Annotated in this window: 14 protein-coding genes and 1 tRNA gene; 6 read left to right on the top strand and 9 right to left on the bottom strand. The window is 35.2% G+C overall.

Translation table 11 applies throughout. From position 1 onward, the window contains the following. The 6 genes from P5P89_RS00175 to P5P89_RS00150 are packed head-to-tail and all read right to left on the bottom strand — an operon-like array spanning position 1 to position 4,630. Positions 1 to 159, bottom strand: a complete 159-nt coding sequence (locus P5P89_RS00175) for a DUF5908 family protein (protein WP_278010204.1) — start codon at positions 157 to 159, stop codon at positions 1 to 3. Between the two features lie 2 nt (positions 160 to 161). Further along, positions 162 to 608: a phage tail protein gene (locus tag P5P89_RS00170; RefSeq protein ID WP_278010203.1), complete on the bottom strand. Its 447-nt coding sequence runs from the start codon at positions 606 to 608 to the stop codon at positions 162 to 164. Positions 609 to 610: 2 nt separating this feature from the next. Continuing rightward, positions 611 to 1,039, bottom strand: coding sequence for a phage tail protein (locus P5P89_RS00165; protein ID WP_278010202.1), 429 nt, complete (start codon positions 1,037 to 1,039; stop codon positions 611 to 613). Positions 1,040 to 1,067: 28 nt separating this feature from the next. Beyond that, positions 1,068 to 3,167, bottom strand: coding sequence for a phage tail sheath C-terminal domain-containing protein (locus P5P89_RS00160; protein ID WP_278010201.1), 2,100 nt, complete (start codon positions 3,165 to 3,167; stop codon positions 1,068 to 1,070). Positions 3,168 to 3,188: 21 nt separating this feature from the next. Beyond that, the gene (locus P5P89_RS00155) at positions 3,189 to 4,031 is read right to left on the bottom strand and encodes a hypothetical protein (RefSeq protein WP_278010200.1); all 843 of its coding nucleotides are present in this window, start codon (positions 4,029 to 4,031) and stop codon (positions 3,189 to 3,191) included. After that, a complete protein-coding gene (locus tag P5P89_RS00150) occupies positions 4,028 to 4,630 on the bottom strand; it encodes a Pvc16 family protein (RefSeq protein WP_278010199.1) in 603 nt (200 codons plus the stop codon). The genes P5P89_RS00155 and P5P89_RS00150 overlap by 4 nt, the downstream gene beginning before the upstream one ends. Positions 4,631 to 5,431: 801 nt before the next feature. Between P5P89_RS00150 and P5P89_RS00145 the strand changes: the two genes are divergently transcribed. Further along, the gene (locus tag P5P89_RS00145) at positions 5,432 to 5,881 is read left to right on the top strand and encodes a hypothetical protein (RefSeq protein WP_278010198.1); all 450 of its coding nucleotides are present in this window, start codon (positions 5,432 to 5,434) and stop codon (positions 5,879 to 5,881) included. Between the two features lie 139 nt (positions 5,882 to 6,020). On the opposite strand, the gene P5P89_RS00140 is transcribed toward P5P89_RS00145, so the two are convergent. Together P5P89_RS00140 and P5P89_RS00135 are read right to left on the bottom strand one after the other, a co-directional pair. Continuing rightward, positions 6,021 to 6,092 (bottom strand) — tRNA-Glu (locus tag P5P89_RS00140). A gap of 548 nt (positions 6,093 to 6,640) precedes the next feature. Continuing rightward, a complete protein-coding gene (locus P5P89_RS00135; RefSeq protein WP_269236554.1) occupies positions 6,641 to 6,904 on the bottom strand; it encodes a hypothetical protein in 264 nt (87 codons plus the stop codon). 256 nt (positions 6,905 to 7,160) lie between these two features. Here P5P89_RS00135 and P5P89_RS21740 point away from each other — a divergent pair, with 256 nt between their 5' ends. The 5 genes from P5P89_RS21740 (at position 7,161) to P5P89_RS00115 (ending at position 15,930) form a co-directional block, all read left to right on the top strand. Then, complete coding sequence (locus tag P5P89_RS21740; protein ID WP_379680548.1) at positions 7,161 to 7,484, top strand: DUF6660 family protein; 324 nt, start codon at positions 7,161 to 7,163, stop codon at positions 7,482 to 7,484. Positions 7,485 to 7,633: 149 nt separating this feature from the next. Further along, complete coding sequence (locus P5P89_RS00130) at positions 7,634 to 11,950, top strand: CusA/CzcA family heavy metal efflux RND transporter (protein ID WP_278010197.1); 4,317 nt, start codon at positions 7,634 to 7,636, stop codon at positions 11,948 to 11,950. A gap of 65 nt (positions 11,951 to 12,015) precedes the next feature. Next, positions 12,016 to 13,287, top strand: coding sequence for an efflux RND transporter periplasmic adaptor subunit (locus P5P89_RS00125; protein ID WP_278010196.1), 1,272 nt, complete (start codon positions 12,016 to 12,018; stop codon positions 13,285 to 13,287). A 123-nt stretch (positions 13,288 to 13,410) separates the two neighbouring features. Next, entirely contained in the window at positions 13,411 to 13,821 is a 411-nt protein-coding gene (locus P5P89_RS00120) for a Fur family transcriptional regulator (RefSeq protein WP_025571621.1), read from the top strand. Positions 13,822 to 13,896: 75 nt separating this feature from the next. After that, positions 13,897 to 15,930 carry a heavy metal translocating P-type ATPase gene (locus P5P89_RS00115; protein ID WP_278010195.1) on the top strand — a complete coding sequence of 678 codons (2,034 nt, stop codon included), beginning with the start codon at positions 13,897 to 13,899 and terminating at the stop codon, positions 15,928 to 15,930. A 126-nt stretch (positions 15,931 to 16,056) separates the two neighbouring features. Here P5P89_RS00115 and P5P89_RS00110 read toward each other — a convergent pair whose 3' ends face one another. After that, positions 16,057 to 20,124: a hybrid sensor histidine kinase/response regulator transcription factor gene (locus tag P5P89_RS00110; RefSeq protein WP_278010194.1), complete on the bottom strand. Its 4,068-nt coding sequence runs from the start codon at positions 20,122 to 20,124 to the stop codon at positions 16,057 to 16,059. Positions 20,125 to 20,497 lie beyond the last annotated feature (373 nt).

The raw sequence follows: 20,497 nt of genomic DNA, 5'->3' as shown, positions 1-20,497 counted from the left end.
TTAGCGTTCTTTTTTACGTTCAATGATTTTCATTACTTGTTCTACACATTCTGCTACAGGGTCTTCGTCTTTGTTTTTTGGAGCATTGGGCGGAGGCGATTGTTTTGATCCTTCGTTCACGTTAATTTTAATGTGAAGTTCTTTTATTTCTATTGGCATAACTAGCTTTTAATTAAGGTGAAATAATTGTAGGTAAGCTCAAAGTTTTCGACAACGAGCTTGCTTTCTTCAGCATTAAAATCTTCAACGGCCCATTTTACAGGATAGGCATGAACCACGTTCCATGAAATCAAAGGCTGATGCTCTTCATTGAGCAGTTTAATGGTCAGGTTTACGGGCTTGAAAGAGAAGTTTTCTATCGCATCACGGCACCAGTCAATAACAACAGAATCAATAAGCATTCCTCGTTTTAAAGTCAGGTTTGGATATTTTGTCTTTACCGGAAGTTTATGTTTAAATCTATTTTCTCCACCTTCGGCAATTTCTTCTGTTTCAATGTCGGCAGACAAACCGGAAACCGACTGAAACTGATGGTCTTTTTCTTTTGAACCAAGACCTTCAAATTCAACTAAAAAATGAAAACCAACTGGAGGATAATAATTAGCCATAACTAATCATTTTGAATGGATAACCCTTCGTGAACCAATTCCATAGATTCAATAGCCACTTCGTTTCCATCAGCCTTCAAATCAGTTGATTGAATTTTAGTCGGCCATGCATTTTTTACTTTCCAGGTAATTACAGGCTGATGGTCTTCGTTGAGTAATTTGATCGTAATATCTCTTCTTTCAATGGTGTTTAACTTTACAGTGTTCCACCATGCGTAGTATTCGTTATCGCTTGCAAATGTCCCTCTTTTCAATGTAATGTTAGCGTATTTCTGCATGCCGGGCATTTTAATTTTACTGTATTCAGGACTTGCACCCTGACGGTACTCAATAACTTCAGTTTCTACATCTAATCCGGAAACTTCTGTAAATCCTATTTTTGTTCCTTTCCAGTCAACTGAGAAATGAAACTTTGGTAGCGGATAGCTCATGATTTATATTTTTAATGTTGATATTTAATTAAGATTCCTGCATTTTGTGAGAGAAACGTAAAATGATAAATTCAGCCGGACGCACTACTGCCATTCCGATTTCAACAATCATTCTTCCTTCCAGAATGTCTAAAGCAGACATTGTTTGTCCAAGGCCAACTCTTACATAAAATGCCTGTTCGGGTTTTGCTCCGGCAAGTGCTCCGGCTCTCCATTGAAGAATTAAGAAATTCTCAATCATGGCTCTTACTCTAATCCAGGTATTGGCGTCGTTAGGTTCAAATACAAATTGTTCCGTTGCTTTTTTGATAGATTCTTCGGCCATATTAAAGAAACGTCGAACAGGAACATAGCGCCATTCATTGTCATTACCAGCAAGGGTTCTTGACCCCCAAATCAAGGTTCCTTTACCGGTAAAGCTTCTAATGGCATTAATAGATTTACCGCCAACGGTATCAACATTAAGATTGTCCTGATCAACATTAGTTATTTTCAAGGCAGGTTTTACTACATAATTTATTCCCACATTTGCAGGCGCTTTCCAAACTCCGCTGTTAGAATCAACACGTGCATAAATTCCGGCTACAGCACTACTTGGAGGAAGTGTAAGAGGAAGCGCTAAAATTTCTGCTTTTATAGCGTTGTATGATTTATTATCTAAACCTTCTATATCACCAAGGTAACGACCATTCATTGCTCCATTATTGATATCAGTATTATTAAGAAGTGTGATTTCATCTTTAATATTTGTAATAAGGGTAACGATGTCATCTGTACCTGATGAAAGATTGAATACGTCAGTTGTAATGACCAAAGCATTGTCCGGTAAATCAGTTATTGAAGCCGGTGCACTAAAAGCCAAAAGCTTAGAGATTTCTGAAATTATGTTGACCGTATTGCTTTTTACATTTTGCTGTACTTTCAGAGGTGTATTTGCAGCCTTTAATTTTGCCGTTAAATCTACCAGGTTGTCTCTGACTTTTTCAATTTTGTTATTGCCTTCAAATAAACCAATGAAAGTGTTTAATGCAGCCTGAAGATCATTTCCAGCTCCGGCAGCTTCTTCTACAGAGGCAATGGCAGAATTGGCAGCATTTTGAATTTTTTCTTTAGCCGAAATCAAGGTGCTTAAATGCCCTGTTAAGGTTTCTAAAAGAGGAATGAATGCAGTTGTTTTTGCTACTGTAAATGATCCTGCTCCTGTATTGTCATATCCTGCAGCATCGTCGATATAATGTAAAACTTTTGCTATGCTTCCTTCTATTAAGTCGTTTGTACCATCTGTATCATCATCAGTTACATCAATTAAGTTTGTAACAGTGAGTGGAATAGAGGTTAAGATCCCCTGAACTTCGCTTAAAGCTGTGGAAATAGCGTCTGGAACATTGGTAATATGTTTAATTAAAATATCATCTTCATTGTATCGGTAATCAAGGATAGTATCCAGATAAGGATAATAAACGGCTCCGTATTTCAAATAATCTTTTTCAAGAGAAATTTTATTTCTTAATGTTTGAGAGTCAGTTCCAATATCACTGGATGTATAAGTATCAAGAATAGTGAATCTGTCCTGAAGATCGTGACATTGCATTAAGGCATTTGAATATAAGGTATAAAATTCATCAGTAGTTAATGCTTTTGCATCCGGAAACAAGATTAGGGTTGGTTCATCTTCAGCTTCTAATAAACCCAATCCATCATTCAAATCATCAAAAAGAACAGAATTTTGATTTCCGGAGCCATCTTCATAATTATTTACAGAAATGATATAGCAAGGACCTCCGCCATTTGCAAAATACATTTGAAGTGCATAATACATTAAAAATGGTTTTGGAGCGCTGGGCCGATTCACCACGATATTTCTTTCTGTTAAGACATTATCCGTTACAACATCTGTAACATCTACTGTAATAGTATCTTCAGGGTATGCCAGGCCAAAATAGGTTTCATAATCCAATAGAGATGTGATTCGTGTAGGAGCCTGACTCAAATCGTTTTCTATTTTTTTTACAGCCTTTTCAGTATAGCCAATAAAAGCAGGAATTGCTGTTTCTACCTGAGCAACAGAAGGAGGGAACTTTACGATTTCCTCAACATATACCCCGGGTGTTTTGTAAGTTGTTGCCATGATCAATTGTTTTTTAATTATTTAAATAAATATTTCAGAATAGTAGTCACTATTGACTTTTATTATTGACTTAACAGATGGATTAGGATATTGACTGTCTGCTGGTTGTGAAGGCGTAAAATCAGTGATAGGATCAAGTTCAACATAACCAGAACGTGTTAGTGGTTTTGGCGTGTTGGTTGCAATTTCGACCGCCGTTTTTCGATTGATGTATTTCCAAAGTGTTTTTCGGTTATCAAAATGAATTTTGAAATTCGGACTTAGCATTTTGCCTCCATTCGTTACAATATTTCCGGCAACATTATCGGCCTTGAGAGTTAAAGAAATGATTCCGAAAACATCTTGTTTTTCTGAAGGCTCTAGTGTTGAAATTAAATTGACCGTTGTTTCTTGGGATACCAAATAGGAATTTGAAATTAATTTATTGTCATTTACCTTTGGAATGTATTCAAATGAAACCGGCTCGGTTAAGGGTTTAACATTGCTAAACAAGTATAATTGATTAAGAGTAAAGTCCAGATTAGTATAATTCTCAAATTGATAATCATTAATCTTAATTAAAAAATTCAAATTCAAATCAACCGGAGTTTTTATAAATGGATATGCTTCATCAGTTTCTTTTACTTTTATATATACCTTAAAACCTGTTTTGGTTTTTTTGAATACCATTTTATAGTTTTTAAATAAATTACAGGTCTCTAAGGTTGGCTTTATCGTGGTGAAAAAGTCTGTATCAAATTGTTTTAGCATTTTTTCTTTATCATCATTTGACATAGTTGCAAAAATTTCTTCTCCATTATTCAAAAAATAATTATGACGAAATGTTAGTTCAAACAACAAACCATATGTAATAGAAAAACTCATAACTGTTCTTTTGTTTTGGTTGTCCCTTTTACTTTACTGATAAGCTGTCCTTCAGCTTGTGCAATATTGCGTTCAATTTGTATCATACTGACTTTATATAAAGCCGATGGAAGCTGCTTGCCGCCCAATGTCCCCCAGATATAATTTAATTCTTCAAAAGTGGGGGTGTAGAGTTCAACTGTAAATCTGAAGTTGTCCACATTGCTCATCGTAATGCTGTTTCTGTTATAAATAGTATTGGCCTGCGTAAAAAGTTTTTTTCCTTGAAAAAACTCAATAATTTTTGAAATATCATTAAGAGAATTGACGTAAAAGTCTCTATTGGCACTAAATAGTAAGTACAGATTTAAATTGATAATACTGTTTTTATAAATTGTTTTTTCGTTTTTAATTGTATGATTTGGAAAGTTTTTCAAAGTTGTTTCTTCATCCAAATTGATTAAAGTAAGTGCAACTCCATCTTTTAAAGCCTTAGAAACTTCGTCATTTTGTGATTCTAAAAAAGCAATGTTTTCAGCAACAACAGATTTATCCAGCCCAATTTCATCGAGATAGTTGTTTACTTGTTCCGTAATAATCTGAATTACTTCGAAAATCATCTTAATTGAATTTTAGGTATGACATGTTTTAAATTTTGCTTTTTATATGTAAGATATAATTAGCATTGTGCCTTCTCAAATGCTAAGTGGCTACAGCACGTTTAATTATTTCAGATGTAATAAAAACTGAAATAATTAATAATGCGACTTTATTTATTATCAGGTAAAATCTGATAATGATGGTTAAGTGTGATGTAATTGTGGGATTTAAATTGTAGTAGAAATTTTAGCTAAAGGTATGTGTTTGTAATAATTTTACTTACAAAATTTAGATAAAACAGGTTTCAAATTATAAAATGAAACATGAAAATGTAAAATGAAACAAGCTGTTTTAATAGATATTTTCTAAGTTATGTGAAATGTAAAGTAGTTGTTTTTTAAGAAATGCTCATGGCATCAAAGTTTAAGATCTGAATATATGTATTAATTAGTGAAACAACCTTCAACTTTGAAGATTTACAGAAGGGATAGAAATTTTGAATGATGACTTGAATCGATTTAAAAAATTAATCAAAATCGTGATTATAATGATTTCATTTTCTTTAGAAAAGTAGATTGTAATATCACAAAGTTTTGAAAAAATGGAAGAAAAACGAGGTTGAATTGTAATAAAATAAATATTTTTTTCACTAATTTGTGTCGTAAATGATTACAAAATAATTGTTTTATGAAAAAGAAAATAATTCATGACAAGTCAATTTAAACCAATATCTGTTTTTATTTTTTACTCTGAAAAAAAAGAGTAACTGTATTCCCGGAATAGCGCTTCTAATTGTATCAAATCTATAAAGCTCGTTAACTATGAAGATCCAAACAGCCAAGTTTTTTTTATTATTTCAGTTCATTAGTTTTTTTCTGATGGTATCATGCCAGGGAGAAGATTCAAATGAAATGAGACCTGATCCGGAATTAGAAAATGCCCAGTTGAAAAGCTTTCCTTTATCTGAAGTTTCCCTTATGAACATCAAAATAGTGCATCCTGAATTAGTGAAAGGAGAAGAAAAAAAATATGGGGAGATTGAAATAACCATTCCCACTGTACATCAGAGTTTGATGCTGAGCTTAAAACAATTCGATTTAGACCACAATAAATACAGTATCTTGCCCTCTATTGGTGACCAGCAGGATTTTTCAAAAGGACCTGTTATCTATACAATATCATCCAATTTTCACAGAGATAAAAGTGTGCATTATAAAGTTAAAATTGTAATTGAAGATAAGTCAAATATGATTTCGGTGGATAGGAAGTAAAAATACTTTGCTTCTCCCAATGTAAAGTATTTTCAAAATGTGCATTGTTCCACACCTTACAATTTTTTTGTTCGTATAAGTTCGAAATTATTTAAATAAAAAAAGCTCCGGGTTTCCCTGAAGCTTTGTCTTAATTAAGTAGTCCGTGGGGGAATCGAACCCCCCTTACCAGGATGAAAACCTGGCGTCCTAACCGATAGACGAACGGACCTGCTTTTTATTTCGCGTGCAAAAATACAATTAATTTTAGAATACACAAAATGTTTTTTAATAAGGCTGTTAGTTTTTTTGAAAATATCCTGGTTTAATAAATAATGATTTGTAAAGATGGTATTGTTTTTTTGATGCATTTATTTGATTAATAATAATTTATTTTTATTCTCAAAAAGTAACTAACATACGTTTTTTCTTAAATGATGCTATCGAATAATTTTAAAATTATTTTTTAAAACTGCTTTAAAGGAGGATTTTTCTTTCGTAATTGTGCTTGGTTTTTGATTTTATACCAAAAATTTCATTTCCAATTGAACCTGCCGCAATATATAATTTTGAATAAAAAGGATACCAAAAATTCGATTAAATATGCCTGCATTTATATCTGGATTAAGAACCCAATAATTGAATACTTGTGTGGGATAGTGAAACAGAATCTCACATACATTAAATGAATTATAATTTAAAATAGAAAAGCCTGAGGTAAATCTCAGGCTTTATTGTTGGGTACAACTTATATAATAAAATGAAAATATGCTGATTTTTTTAGGACTGCACTTTTTCTAACTGATTTTCAATCTCAGATTTTATTACATCTTTGTATTTGGCAAGTCCGATTCCGATGATAGGGATAGCTAATTTTCCAATTGCAGAAGCAGCTTGTTTTTTACCCGTTTTATCGAGGTATGAAGATAAAAGCAAGGAGCCAATTGCACCAATAAGTATATAGCTGCCTGGCACATCCGCAATTTTATCTTCAATAAATTCTCTGATTTCCTCAAGATTTTCCTGATTGATTAAGTTTTCCATGATTTTATTTATTAAGTGATCTTTAGTATATTAATTATTTTAAAATTACAAGGATTAGCTTTTTTTATTTTATATAATTGGAATAAGTGGTTACATAATTAAACTTAATTATAGAATCGCAACATCATGAATCCTTACTCGTTAGTAGTTTTTTGTTTGCCTTTAAAGTACATACAAACATCACTTTTTTACCTATTGTAGTCAGTATATCACTTTGCAATCTGATTGCATAAATTTTTTTATACATTTGTCTAATATGAAATGGAAAACAACAATATTATTAATCTATATCCTGGGACTTCTTTTAGTTCCGTGTAGTGATGTTTATAATAATTGTTCAGACTCTATATCGTATCAGAAAGAGGTATTCCATAACCATAGTGAGGATCATGATGATCATTGTACCCCATTTTGCCAATGCTCTTGCTGTAGTGTTTCGGTTGTTAAATTTAGTTTTAAAATGCCGGAATTTAATTTTCAGCAAGCCGTTATTATCCTTAAAAAAATAGTTATAAAAGACTGCCAGATTATTTCCACATACTCCGGAAGTATATGGGAACCTCCTAAATTTTTCGCTTAATTTTCTTTTTATGTGTATTTCAGTTAGTGATTTTTTGTTTAAGAATCACTAAAAATCATGCTGTAAATTAATTTTGCAGTGATGCAATCTGTTAGCGCACATTCCTATTTTGAAACAGACTATTTTCTAAGCGTAAAACAAATTACATTGTGTTAGATAACATAATCAAATTCAGTATAAAGAACAAAATCGTTATTGGTTTAATGACTTTGCTTTTGATAATTTGGGGCGTATGGAGCGCCACTAAATTATCAATTGATGCCGTACCTGACATCACAAACAATCAGGTTCAGATCTTTACAAGCTGTCCAACACTGGCGGGACAGGAAGTGGAGCAATTAGTGACTTTTCCAATTGAACAAAGTATAGCTACTGTTCCAAAAATTCAGGAAATCAGAAGTATTTCAAGATTCGGACTTTCGGTAATAACCGTAGTTTTTGATGATGATACTGATATCTATTTTGCAAGACAGCTTATCAACGAAAGACTAAAGGAAGCACAGGATCAAATTCCCCAAGGCGCCGGCATACCAAAAATGGCTCCGGTAAGTACGGGACTCGGAGAAGTCTATCAGTATATTATTCACCCTAAAAAAGGAAGCAAGCATAAATATAATGCAAAAGATCTTCGCACGATGCAGGACTGGATTGTAGCCAGACAATTATACGGTACACCCGGAATTGCAGAGGTAAACAGTTTCGGTGGTGAATTGAAACAGTATGAAGTTGCCGTTAATCCGGACAGGTTAAAAGCAATGGGAGTGAGTATTCCGGATATTTTCGCCGCACTTGAGAAAAACAATCAGAATACCGGAGGAGCCTACATTGACAAAAAACCTAACGCTTATTTTATCAGAGGAATAGGTCTTGTTACTTCATTGGATGATGTAAAAAAGATCGTGGTAAAAAATACTGGAGCTGCACCAATTTATGTGAGTGATGTCGCCGAAGTTAGATTTGGAAAAGCAGTTCGATACGGAGCTTTAACGTATAACGGAGAAGTTGATGCCGTGGGTGGAGTAGTCCTGATGCTAAAAGGTGAAAATAGTAATGAAGTTGTAAAACGAATCAAAGAAAAACTACCCACTATTCAAAAATCGCTTCCGGATGATGTCACAATCGAACCTTTTCTCGATCGTACGGATTTGGTAGGAAGAGCCATCAGCACAGTAGAGACAAACCTTGTAGAGGGAGCTTTGATTGTGATTTTTGTTTTGGTCTTATTTTTAGGAAATCTGAGGGCAGGTTTAATTGTTGCCTCAGCGATTCCGTTAGCAATGCTATTTGCTTTGGGAATGATGAATGTTTTTGGTGTAAGTGCCAATTTAATGTCACTTGGGGCGATTGATTTCGGACTTATTGTCGATGGAGCTGTAATTGTTGTAGAAGCAACATTGCACCATTTAGGAATGCGAAAAACAATGAGAAGTCTGACACAGGAAGAAATGGACGAAGAAGTTTTTCAGTCGGCTTCTAAAATACGAACCAGCGCCGCATTTGGGGAAATTATTATTTTGATCGTTTACATTCCGATTCTGACGCTGGTTGGTGTTGAAGGAAAAATGTTTCGTCCGATGGCGCAGACTGTGGGTTTTGCGATTTTTGGAGCTTTGATTTTGTCTCTGACTTACATCCCGATGATGTGTGCTTTATTCTTATCTAAAAAACCAAATCATAAAGAAAATTTTAGTGATAAAATGATGCAGAAACTACAAAGTATGTATCAGCCATTACTTCAAAAAGTCATAAACATTAAATGTGCTGTAGTGGGTTTCACCAGTTTTTTATTTGTGATTGCTATTTTATGTTTTATCAGAATGGGAGGAGAATTTATTCCGCAGCTTCAGGAAGGTGACTATGCGTTTCACTGTATTCTTCCACAGGGAAGTTCCTTAAACCAAAGTATCGAAACTTCGATGCAGGCATCCCGAATTATCAAACAATTTGATGAAGTAAAAATGGTTGTCGGAAAAACCGGAGCCGCAGAAGTCCCAACAGATCCGATGCCTCCTGAGGCAACCGATTTGATGGTTGTCTTAAAACCTCAAAAAGAATGGAAATCTGGCAGGGATTATAATGAACTGGCTGATGCCATTACCGAAAAGCTGGAAGTTATCCCGGGGGTTTTCTTTGAAAAAAACCAACCGATCCAGATGCGTTTTAATGAACTCATGACGGGAATTAGACAGGATGTTGCCGTTAAGATTTTCGGTGAAAATATTGACACACTTTCGGTTTATGCAAAAGGAGTCAGTAAAGTTATTCAGAGTGTGGAAGGCGCAACTTCTCCACAAGTTGAAAGAGTGAGTGGTTTGCCACAAATCAATATCGAATACGACAGAACCCGTATTGCTAATTATGGTCTGACAATCCAGGACGTAAATGACGTAGTCAGTACAGCATTTGCAGGAAAAAGCGCGGGTCAGGTTTATGAAAATGAAAGACGTTTTGACCTTGTTGTTCGTCTGGACAGCATTCACAGAAGTGGAATTGACGATGTAAGCAATTTGATGATTCCGACCAATACAGGAAATCAGATTCCGCTTTCTCAGGTTGCAAATGTCAATTATAAATTAGGACCAGCACAAATAAGCCGTGAAGCAGGAAAACGCCGAATAGTAGTAGGATTTAATGTTTCAGGTCGTGACGTTCAAAGCGTTGTTGAGGATATTCAGAAGAAATTATCGCAAAAAGTAAAATTGCCACCTGGATATTATTTCACGTATGGAGGTCAGTTTGAAAATCTTCAAAAGGCAAATGCACGTTTGATGATTGCGGTTCCGGTTTCGCTGCTTTTGATTTTCGCATTATTGTATTTTACATTCCGTTCTTTCAAACAAGCCATTTTGATATTTACCGCAATTCCGATGAGTGCCATTGGTGGAATTTTCGCTTTAATGCTTCGCGGAATGCCATTTAGCATCAGCGCTGGAATCGGATTTATTGCATTATTTGGCGTTGCCGTATTGAATGGAATCGTTTTGATTGGAACTTTCAACCAGCTCGAAAAAGAAGGCATGAAAAATATTTTTGAAAGAGTAAAAGAAGGAACAATGACCAGACTTCGTCCCGTATTGATGACCGCGACAGTAGCTTCATTAGGATTTTTGCCAATGGCAATTAGCAGCAGTGCGGGAGCAGAGGTACAGAAACCTTTGGCAACCGTAGTAATTGGCGGATTGATAACCGCTACGTTTTTGACCTTATTTGTACTGCCTTTGTTGTATATTATTTTTAATTCTAAATTCAATTTTAATGGAAAATTTAAAATGGGAAATGCAACAGTTATAATGCTCCTTTGTCTGGCAGGTTTAGGATCTGCAAATGCACAGGAAAGGATTTCAATGGATCAGGCGGTAGAAATGGCTTTAAAAAACAATCAGCAGATTGGAATCAATGAAGCTGAAATTCGAACTGCCGGACTAAATGTAAAAACGGCTGTTGATATTCCAAAGACCGGAATATTTGCAGAGAATGAAGATCTCCGGCCTTCTGATAATACGGGAATATTAAAAATCGGAATTTCACAAGCTATTGCATGGCCGGGTCTTTACGCAGCACGAAAAGACTATTTTAACGAGCAGTTAAAATATGCCGAATTAAATACCAGCCTTTTAAATGCCACAATTAAAAAAGATGTGCGAACGGCTTATTATAAATTGTGGTACCTGCAGGACAAACAGTTACTGTACAAACGTCTGGACAGTATTTATACATTGCTTTTTAAAACGGCAGAAGTTCGTTTGAAAGCAGGCGATGTAGCAGCATTGGACAAAATTGCCGCCGATGCAAAACTGCAGGAACTAAAAGCTTTTTCGGACCAGAATAAAAAGGATATGACCGTTCAGCAGCAACAGTTAATGATGCTTTTGAATCAGAATGAATGGCTGCTTCCTTTAGAAATTCCGTTAGGAAAAGCAGATGTTGTTCTAACTGAAAATAATGGTGCTCATCCGCTTTTGGTGCTTCAGGAACAAAATGTAAAAATTGCCGAATCGAATATTTCTGTTCAGAGAAATAGCAATATGCCGGAATTTTCAGGAAGGGTTTTCAGTCAGCGGTTATGGGGAGCAAATGATCCTTATACGGGATTTTCGGCAACGGCATCTTTTCCGTTATTTGGAGCAGGTTATGCGCGTAACAAAGTAAAAGCGGCTTCGGCAGAGAAAGACGTGCAGGAAAAAAGTCTGCTTTATCAGACACAGCAAATGCAGACACAGAAAGCTTCTGCAATTGCAGAAATAGAAAAGAATCTGTCCTTGCTGAATTATTATGAAACTACCGGATTAAAACAGGCAGAAGAAATCATAAAAGCTTCTACATTAAGTTACAGATCAGGTGAAATTAGTTTTGCAGAGTTGGGACAGTTTCTAAGTCAGGCAGTAGGAATACGGCAGAATTATTTGGATATTCTAAATCAGTACAATCAATCTGCTGTTCAGTTTAATTACTTTAATAATAAATAACAATGTCATGCGATTTCTGTTTTAATAAGAACAGGATTTCATTAGATCATTTAAAATAAGCATAAATGAAAGTCAAAATAAAAATTCTAATTGCTGTTGCTGCTACTTTTTCCTTGATTAGCTGTCAACAAAAAAATAATAAAAATGCTGCTGAAACTGAAAAATCCGGTGCAATAGAAGAGAAACACGAAGAAGAAGCGGCTACTATTGCCACTCTGACACAGGAGCAAATTAATTCTGTAGGAATTACGCTTGGAACTATTGAAAATAAAAACCTGACTGCTTCGATTAAGGCAAACGGAGCCTTGCGGGTTCCTAATAACAATAAAGCAAATGCAACTTCATTGTACGGTGGCGTGATTAAATCGCTCAAAGTACAATTGGGAGATCACGTACGCAAAGGGCAGGTTATTGCTACAATCGAAAATCCGCAGTTTATTCAGCTTCAGGAAGAATATCTGACTATTGGAAGTAAAATGATACTGGCAGACCAGGAGTTGAGACGTCAGAAAGAGCTTCAGGAAGGAAATGCGGGCGCTTTAAAAAACCTGCAAAGTGCTACGGCTGAAGTGAATTCACTTCGCGCACGAAAAGCATCACTTCAAAAACAAATTCAGCTTATGGGAATAAATCCGGCAGGAATTAGTGCTTCGGGTTTAAAATCAGCACTGACCGTCACAAGTCCTGTAAGTGGAACAGTAAGCAGTGAGTTTGCCAAAATCGGAAGTTACGTAGATGTTTCTTCCCCGGTAGTTGAAATTGTAGATAACAGCCTTATTCATCTTGATCTTCAGGTTTTCGAAAAAGATCTTCCGATGGTAAAAATAGGACAAACAGTAAATTTTACCTTAACCAACAATCCCTCTACATCCTATACGGCAAAAGTATTTAATATTGGCTCGTCATTTGAGAACGAAAGCAAAACAGTTGCTATCCATTGTACAGTTACAGGAAATAAAACAGGACTTATAGACGGAATGAATATCACTGCCATGATCAGTATCGGAAATGCTTTGACTGCTGCTGTTCCAAATGATGCCATTGCTGAGGCAGATGGAAAATATTACATTTTTGCCAAAACGAATAAAAAACCGAAAATGCATGATGAACATGGGGAGGATGGTGAATCCGGTGAGAAACATAATGAAGAAAAAGAAAAGGAAATAGCTTCCAATAGTGTGAATTTTGAAAAAATTGAAGTTTCAAAGGGAGTTTCAGAATTAGGTTACACAGCAATTACACCTGTCAAAGAAATTCCGGAAGGAACTAAAATTGTCACGAAAGGTACCTTTTTTGTCAATGCAAAACTAAGTAATTCAGGGGAACACGAACATTAACCAGATGAAAAAATATTGAATTGTTAAAATAGAATCAGAGGAAAATGAAAGGGAAATATCTTCGTAAATTTACGAATGGCATGATTAAAATTAAAACCTTCTGGTTCTGTAAAGTAAGCTAAAATGAAAAAATCGACTGAGGATGTTTTTAAGGATAAAGATATTCGTTTAACTACAATGCGTATCTTAATTTATGAATATCTGGAAACCGTTACAGCTGCTTTATCGCTGGCTGAAATTGAGAAATATTTTCATAAAGCAGATAAAGTAACTATATATCGAACACTACAGACCTTTCTGGAAAAAGGTTTGGTTCATAAAATTCTGGATGAAAATACCACAAAGTATAAACTTTGTGCAGAAATATGCAGTCAGGAAAATCATAAGGACATGCATTTGCATTTTTATTGTAAAAAGTGCCATGAAACTACCTGTAAGGATGAAATTGTTTTTCCTGAGAACATCGATTCCAGGCTGCAGATTGATGAAATTCAGATTCTGGCCAAAGGAATATGCGATAAATGTTTAAAATAGCAGAATATAAAAAAATACTGAATCCAAATAAAACCCTATCGTTCTCTATTTCATTAGAGCATATAAAAAGATAACATGAAAAATAAACTTCGCAATAATACAGAACAATCCTTTTGCTGTGCACATTCTGAAAAAGCTTACGGAAACGCTGGTATAAAAGGAACAACAAAAAACCATTCGGCTCATGATGGTCATGAACATTCGGGACACAGTCATGATGACGGGCATGACCATGGCAATATGGAAGGAGATATGTTTAAAATATTTCTTTTACCTTTTTTGTCTTTCATGCTTTTGATTGCCGCAATTGTCATGGATAACTGGATTTCTCAGTCGTGGTTTGCAGGATCAGTAAGACTAGGATGGTATCTTGTGGCCTACTTAATTGTGGGTTATGTAGTTATAAAAGATGCAATAATGAGTATTATTCGGGGAGACATTTTTTCAGAATTTTTGTTAATGAGCATTGCGACTATTGGGGCATTTAGTATCGGAGAATATCCTGAAGGGGTGGCTGTAATGCTTTTTTATGGAGTAGGCGAGATTTTTCAGACACTTGCTGTTTCAAGAGCTCAGAGAAATATTAAAAGCCTGTTAGACCAAAGGCCTGATGAAGTTACTATTCTGGTTGATGGAAAACCAAAAGTAATAAAAGCAGCAGATGCTTATATTGGAGATGTAGTTCAGTTAAAACCCGGAGAAAAATTAGGGCTTGACGGTGAACTTTTGACAGATAGTGCTTCATTCAATACCGCTGCCCTGACCGGAGAAAGCAAACCTGATACCAAAACAAAAGGACAAACAGTTTTGGCCGGAATGATCAATCTTAATGTAGCAGCTCAGGTTAAAGTGACTACAGCTTATACAGAGAGTAAACTCAGCAGAATTCTGGAGCTGGTACAGCATGCAACTTCACAAAAAGCACCAACAGAATTATTTATCAGAAAGTTTGCAAAAATTTATACTCCTATTGTGGTATTCCTTGCAGCCGGAATTTGTTTTCTGCCTTATTTTTTTACAGATAATTACGATTTTAATACCTGGTTATACAAAGCGCTGGTATTTTTAGTTATTTCCTGTCCTTGTGCTTTGGTTATTTCAATTCCGCTTGGTTATTTTGGAGGAATCGGTGCAGCGAGCCGTAATGGAATTTTATTTAAAGGCAGCAATTTCTTAGATGTGATGGCCAGTATTCAAAATGTGGTAATGGATAAAACCGGCACTATGACCGAAGGGGTTTTTAAAGTTCAGGAAACTGTCTTTAAACCTGAGTTTGACAAGCATGAAATACTAAAGATGGTGAATGCTGTTGAAAGCCAAAGCTCGCATCCTGTCGCAACGGCTATTCATCAATATGTTTGTGAACCAGACAGTTCAATAAAAATTGAAAGTACCGAAGAAATTGCCGGACACGGACTAAAAGCGCTCATTGATGGTAAAGAACTTCTGGCGGGTAATTTCAAGCTGATGGATAAATTTGGTATTAGCTATGATGTCGATACTTCTTCAATTGTGTATACCACTATTGCTGTTGCTTTTGACAAAAAGTTTGTGGGTTACATTACGATTGCAGACAGCATAAAAGAAGATTCCCGGAAAACCATAGAACTGTTGAATAAATTAAATGTAAAAGCTACAATGCTAAGTGGCGATAAAAGTGCTGTAGTGAAGTTTGTGGCTGATAAATTAGGAATTGATAACTCATTTGGTGATCTGCTTCCTGAAGATAAAGTTAATAAGGTCAAAGAAATTAAAGCAAAGATGGGGACAGTTGCTTTTGTGGGAGACGGTGTTAACGATGCGCCCGTAGTAGCTCTTAGTGACGTAGGAATAGCAATGGGCGGACTCGGAAGCGACGCTACTATTGAAACTGCTGATGTGGTAATTCAGGATGATAAGCCTTCTAAAATACCATTAGCTATTTGTATTGGAAAACAAACAAAAAAAATAGTCTGGCAGAATATAACTTTGGCATTTGTAGTAAAAGCGGGAGTCCTTATTTTGGGAGCAGGAGGACTGGCAACAATGTGGGAAGCCGTTTTTGCCGATGTTGGGGTTGCTCTGCTGGCGATCTTAAATGCAGTAAGAATTCAAAAAATGCGATTCTGATAAATTTGTGTTTTTATAAATGAAAGCAATAAATGATGCTTCATTGCTGTTGTTTTTTATATTCTATTTAGTTTTTTTGAGAGAAATATATAAGCGATATGAATATGTAATTCTTTGATTTAGATTTTATACAATATCATCTTCTTTTTGAATAACATTCAGTTCCTTATTAAAAGAATTCCTGTATTTTTTGATATACTCAGAAGGCTTCATTCCAAACAATTTTACAAACTGCTGGCGGAAATAACGTTGATCTTCTATACCAACCTGATGGCCAGCCTGTGCGATATTAATGCTTTCAGTAAGCATAATTACTGCGGCTCTTCGAATTCTTATAGATCGGATAAAACCGTTGACAGTTTGTCCGGAAATTGCTTTAATCTTTTTGTAAAGACTGGAATGGCTCATGCCCATTGCAGCAGAGAAACTCTTTAGATTAAAGTCGCTGTTTTCGAGATTGGTTTCTATTATTTCGATGCATTTATCCAGAAATTCCTTATATTCAACGGGAACCTTATTTTCATTTTCACGAAGTGTTATGCTGTCCAGAAAATATTTGCGCAATTGGCCTCTGTTTCGTAAGACAGCATCTACACGTGCCAAAAGTATATTGTTGTCAAAAGGTTTGGTTACATAATCGTCTGCACCTTCATTAATACTTTGCAAATGAATATCATTACTTGTTGTAGCTGTCAGAAGTATCACCGGAATATGGCTTGAATAATCATTTTGTTTGATTTTTTTGCATAAATCCAAACCGTTCATACCCTCCATCGAAATATCACTCAGTACAATATCAGGCATGTGTTTTTGCAACAGTTTTAGTCCTTCGAGTCCATTAGCTGCTGAATAAACAATGTAATTGCTGGAGAAAAGCTTTACCAGATAATGATTCATTGCGGTATTGTCTTCCACAATCAGTACAACTTTCTTTGGACTGATTAATGCTGATTTTATATTTTCAGGATTGGATGGCTGATTACTGCTTTCAGGAGTATTGGTGTTATCTGCCGGCATTCCTTCAAGAAGTTCCCCAACAATAGGTGACATCTGATGACGATTCTCATTGATTCTCATTGATGCAAAATGCGTTCTTCCTTTTGGAAGTACAATAGTGAATGAAGTTCCTTTTCCGACTTTACTCGTACATGTTATTTCTCCATGATGTTTGTTCACAAAATATTTGGCCACATACAGCCCTATTCCAAAACCGTTACTGCTTTTAGACTGAATCTGCTTAAATTTTTTAAAAATAGTATCAATATCGTTTTCATGAATTCCGCTTCCGGTATCTGCTATAATAATAGAAACATCGTCAGTTTTCTCGATGATCTCAATGCTTATAGTGCCGTCATTTGGTGTAAACTTGAAAGCGTTTGAGATTAAATTAAAGAGTGTAATTTCTATTTTCTCATAATCACCATATATTTCAGTGGGTGTTTTTTCTTCGATAAACTGATAATTTAAATTTTTTACAGCCGCCATCTGCGTAAAGCTGTTGTAGATTTCACGGCAGAGGCTGTTTAAATTAATCTTAGAAATTTTAAGCTCATCAAGATCTGTTTCTGCTTTCCTGAATAATAATAACTGATCTGTAAGGCTCAATAATCTTTTGGCATTTTTATAGGCGAGATTCAGGTCAAGATCATCTTCAGGGGTATTTTTTCTGTCAATGGTACTTTTTAGCGGATTTATAATTAAAGACAGGGGAGTGCGTAACTCATGTGCCATGTACGTAAACATAGAAAATTGTTTTTCGGCATGTTCCTTGTCTTTTGTATGCTCCATACGGGTAAGTTTTATTTCGTATCGAAGCCTTTCTTTGTTTTTTTGATAGCCCACATACGCATAAATGGCACCGCAAACAGCAATTAAATAAAATGTATAAGCCCACCATGTTCTGTACCATGGCGGAAGGATTTTTATTGTGGCGAGCGTTACTTCATTAGTCCAGTTTCCAAAAACGTCAGTAGTTTTTACTTTAAATAGATAAGTTCCTTCTGACAGTCTCGAATAATTTGCCCTGTTGTTTTTTGAGGTATAGTTCCAGTCTTTGTCCCATCCTTCAAGAAAATAAGCAGTATTTATTTTTTCGGAATTGATATAATCCAGATAAACAAAATCAAAACTCAGTGCCGATTTTTCATAAGGAAGTTCAGCAGCGCTTATCATTTCAAGTTTTTTTTCTGTAATATAAGGGCTATCTGATTTTAAAGGCTGATTATTTACAAGCAGATCATTTAATAAAAATTTACCAGTGTTTTTTTTGTCTTTTATGTTGTCAGGATCAAAAACATTGAACCCGTTTATACCACCAAAAATAAATTCTCCTGTCGAAAGTTTAGTGCCTGAATTCCAGCTAAACTGTGTGCCCTGAAGCCCGTCAGATACACCGAAATTCCTGAAAGTATTATTCTTAGGGTTTAGTCTTGAAATTCCATCGTATGTACTCATCCATAAATTTCCTTTTTTGTCCTCTAAAAGGCGGAGTATCGTATTGCTTGAAAGACCGTTTTCTGTAGTGTACTTTTTAGAAGTGCCCGTTTTTCGGTTGTACAAAAAGAGGCCTCCTTCTATAGTTCCAATCCAAAGGTTTTTATTTTGATCTTCGGTGATGCATCTGACAGTATAATCTGAATGATAGGTTTTTACTTTTTTTGTTTTTGGATTTATCTCAAAAAAAGAATTAAAAGTTCCTCCCCATATTTTCCCGTCTTTCGTTTCGTAGAGACAAGTAACATCGCGCAGTTTGTTGCTGTAGCAGATGAATTTATTTTGTTTTCTGTCGAATTGATATAGTGCTCCGTTATTTGTAACGCCAAGCCACAATGTTTTTTTCGAATCTAAAAAAAGCACCCATGATTCCTGTTCGGCTTTTTTAGTGAACTGATTAAAAATTGAAAAATTCTGAATCGCTTTTGATTTGGGATCAATACGACACACTCCGCCTTTCCACATAGCAACCCAGATGGCATTGTCAGAATCCCGGACGATACTGGTCACAAAATCGCTCTGGATTTTTCTGCCGGCAGATGACGTCGTCGAGTATGTGTCATACGTGTTTTGTTTTCTGTCCCAATATCGCATTCCGGCACCATCAGTTCCAATCCAGATGTTTTTCTTTTCATCTTCACAAAAAGAAAGCATAAAGTTCGTGGCAGGGTTTTCGCCTTCTTTATTGCCTAGGGCATCCTTATTTTTATAGTGATTGAAATCGAGCGGTTTTTCTCCCATCATACTTACGCCACCACGTAGTGATCCAAACCACATTTCTCCGTTTTTGCTTTGAAATATATCATAGAGCGATTTACTTTTAAGCAACGAAACAGGGCCGTTTGCACGATATGAAACAGGAGTAGTCTGATTTTTTGTAATGGTGTATAGTCCAGCTCCGTCAGTAGCAATCCAGAGCCGGTTTTTTTGCTGGAAAAAATCACGTACGACTGTTTTTATTTTAAAGTAGTTTTTAGAATAGGTGTTGAGGTGTTCGTTATATAGATAGGCACCTTCATCAGATCCAATCCAGAGTCCTTCATGGGTCAGTTTAATGCAGTTTGTAGCTGTAATTGTTTTGTTGAGCAGCGTTAATTTTTTTGATTTGATGTCGTACTGACAAAGACCGGTTCCGGTTATAAAAACGTAGAAGATTTGTTTTTTGGCATTATAAGCGATAGATCTTGCGATATAATTTAATTTACCGTTAAAGGGTATCGCAGTTCCAATTTTCTCACCTTCTTTGAAAAGTATGATAGCTTCTTTTGTAGCGACCAGAATAAGGTGTAAAGGATGTACAGCAATTATTTCGTAGGCAGTAAAGCTTAATGGTTTGACTTTTTTGTTTGTGTCATAATATTGTAAAGGAGTAAAAGAAGATCTTTCTGCATTAAAAATTACTGGTCCGGCGGTTGTTCCTACCCACAAATTATTTTCAAAATCACCTTCTATACAGCTAATTGCGTTTCCCTGAATAGAGTATGGGTCAGTATGAACATGGCGGTAAATTTTAAAATCATTTCCGTCATATCTGTTAAGTCCGTCAAAAGTCCCAAACCACATATAACCATTTTGATCCTGATAGATAGTGGCAACAGAATTGTTAGAAAGCCCTGATGAAATATCCAGATGTTTTATTGGAAAATTCTGTCCAAATATAGTATGAGAAAGAAGAAGAATGATAAATGACTTTAGCTTCATAAATTTTAAAAGCTTGCTGCTATTTGATATAAAAGTAGAAGAGTATAAACTGAAAGCTCAATCAATATTTTATTTGAAAAAGTTGAAATCTGTTTACTCTCTGAATTAATAATTTGTTAAAAATGCGTAAAAATAGTATTTGTTTTTGAGAATAAAATAAGGTTATCGCTTCTGTGTTTTTTTTCTTTATTAAAATATTGATAGTACAGGCTCGTTGCCCAATGTTTACTGGTTTTAACAGCAATTTGGCTGAATTTATAAAATATTTATGAAAATGTTTGATTATTTGTTTTGTCATTTTTTTAGGACACTATATCGAAGTCTGATTTTTTTATAATGACTTATATTGGTGTTTTTACGAAATTACCCCCCT

This window comes from Flavobacterium gyeonganense (assembly GCF_029625295.1).
Lineage (GTDB): Bacteria > Bacteroidota > Bacteroidia > Flavobacteriales > Flavobacteriaceae > Flavobacterium > Flavobacterium gyeonganense.
The sequence above is the reverse complement of the archived record's forward strand: the minus strand, read 5'-3'. Positions and strand labels throughout refer to the sequence as shown.

Bases quoted from the DNA above. Each gene is read 5' to 3' on its own strand.
- P5P89_RS00135 (WP_269236554.1), bottom strand. From the start codon at position 6,904: ATGGAAAACTTAATCAATCAGGAAAATCTTGAGGAAATCAGAGAATTT.
- P5P89_RS00125 (WP_278010196.1), top strand. From the start codon at position 12,016: ATGAAAGTCAAAATAAAAATTCTAATTGCTGTTGCTGCTACTTTTTCC.
- P5P89_RS00145 (WP_278010198.1), top strand. From the start codon at position 5,432: ATGAAGATCCAAACAGCCAAGTTTTTTTTATTATTTCAGTTCATTAGT.
- P5P89_RS00175 (WP_278010204.1), bottom strand. From the start codon at position 159: ATGCCAATAGAAATAAAAGAACTTCACATTAAAATTAACGTGAACGAA.
- P5P89_RS00170 (WP_278010203.1), bottom strand. From the start codon at position 608: ATGGCTAATTATTATCCTCCAGTTGGTTTTCATTTTTTAGTTGAATTT.
- P5P89_RS00155 (WP_278010200.1), bottom strand. From the start codon at position 4,031: ATGAGTTTTTCTATTACATATGGTTTGTTGTTTGAACTAACATTTCGT.
- P5P89_RS00150 (WP_278010199.1), bottom strand. From the start codon at position 4,630: ATGATTTTCGAAGTAATTCAGATTATTACGGAACAAGTAAACAACTAT.
- P5P89_RS00120 (WP_025571621.1), top strand. From the start codon at position 13,411: ATGAAAAAATCGACTGAGGATGTTTTTAAGGATAAAGATATTCGTTTA.
- P5P89_RS21740 (WP_379680548.1), top strand. From the start codon at position 7,161: ATGAAATGGAAAACAACAATATTATTAATCTATATCCTGGGACTTCTT.
- P5P89_RS00160 (WP_278010201.1), bottom strand. From the start codon at position 3,167: ATGGCAACAACTTACAAAACACCCGGGGTATATGTTGAGGAAATCGTA.
- P5P89_RS00115 (WP_278010195.1), top strand. From the start codon at position 13,897: ATGAAAAATAAACTTCGCAATAATACAGAACAATCCTTTTGCTGTGCA.
- P5P89_RS00165 (WP_278010202.1), bottom strand. From the start codon at position 1,039: ATGAGCTATCCGCTACCAAAGTTTCATTTCTCAGTTGACTGGAAAGGA.
- P5P89_RS00110 (WP_278010194.1), bottom strand. From the start codon at position 20,124: ATGAAGCTAAAGTCATTTATCATTCTTCTTCTTTCTCATACTATATTT.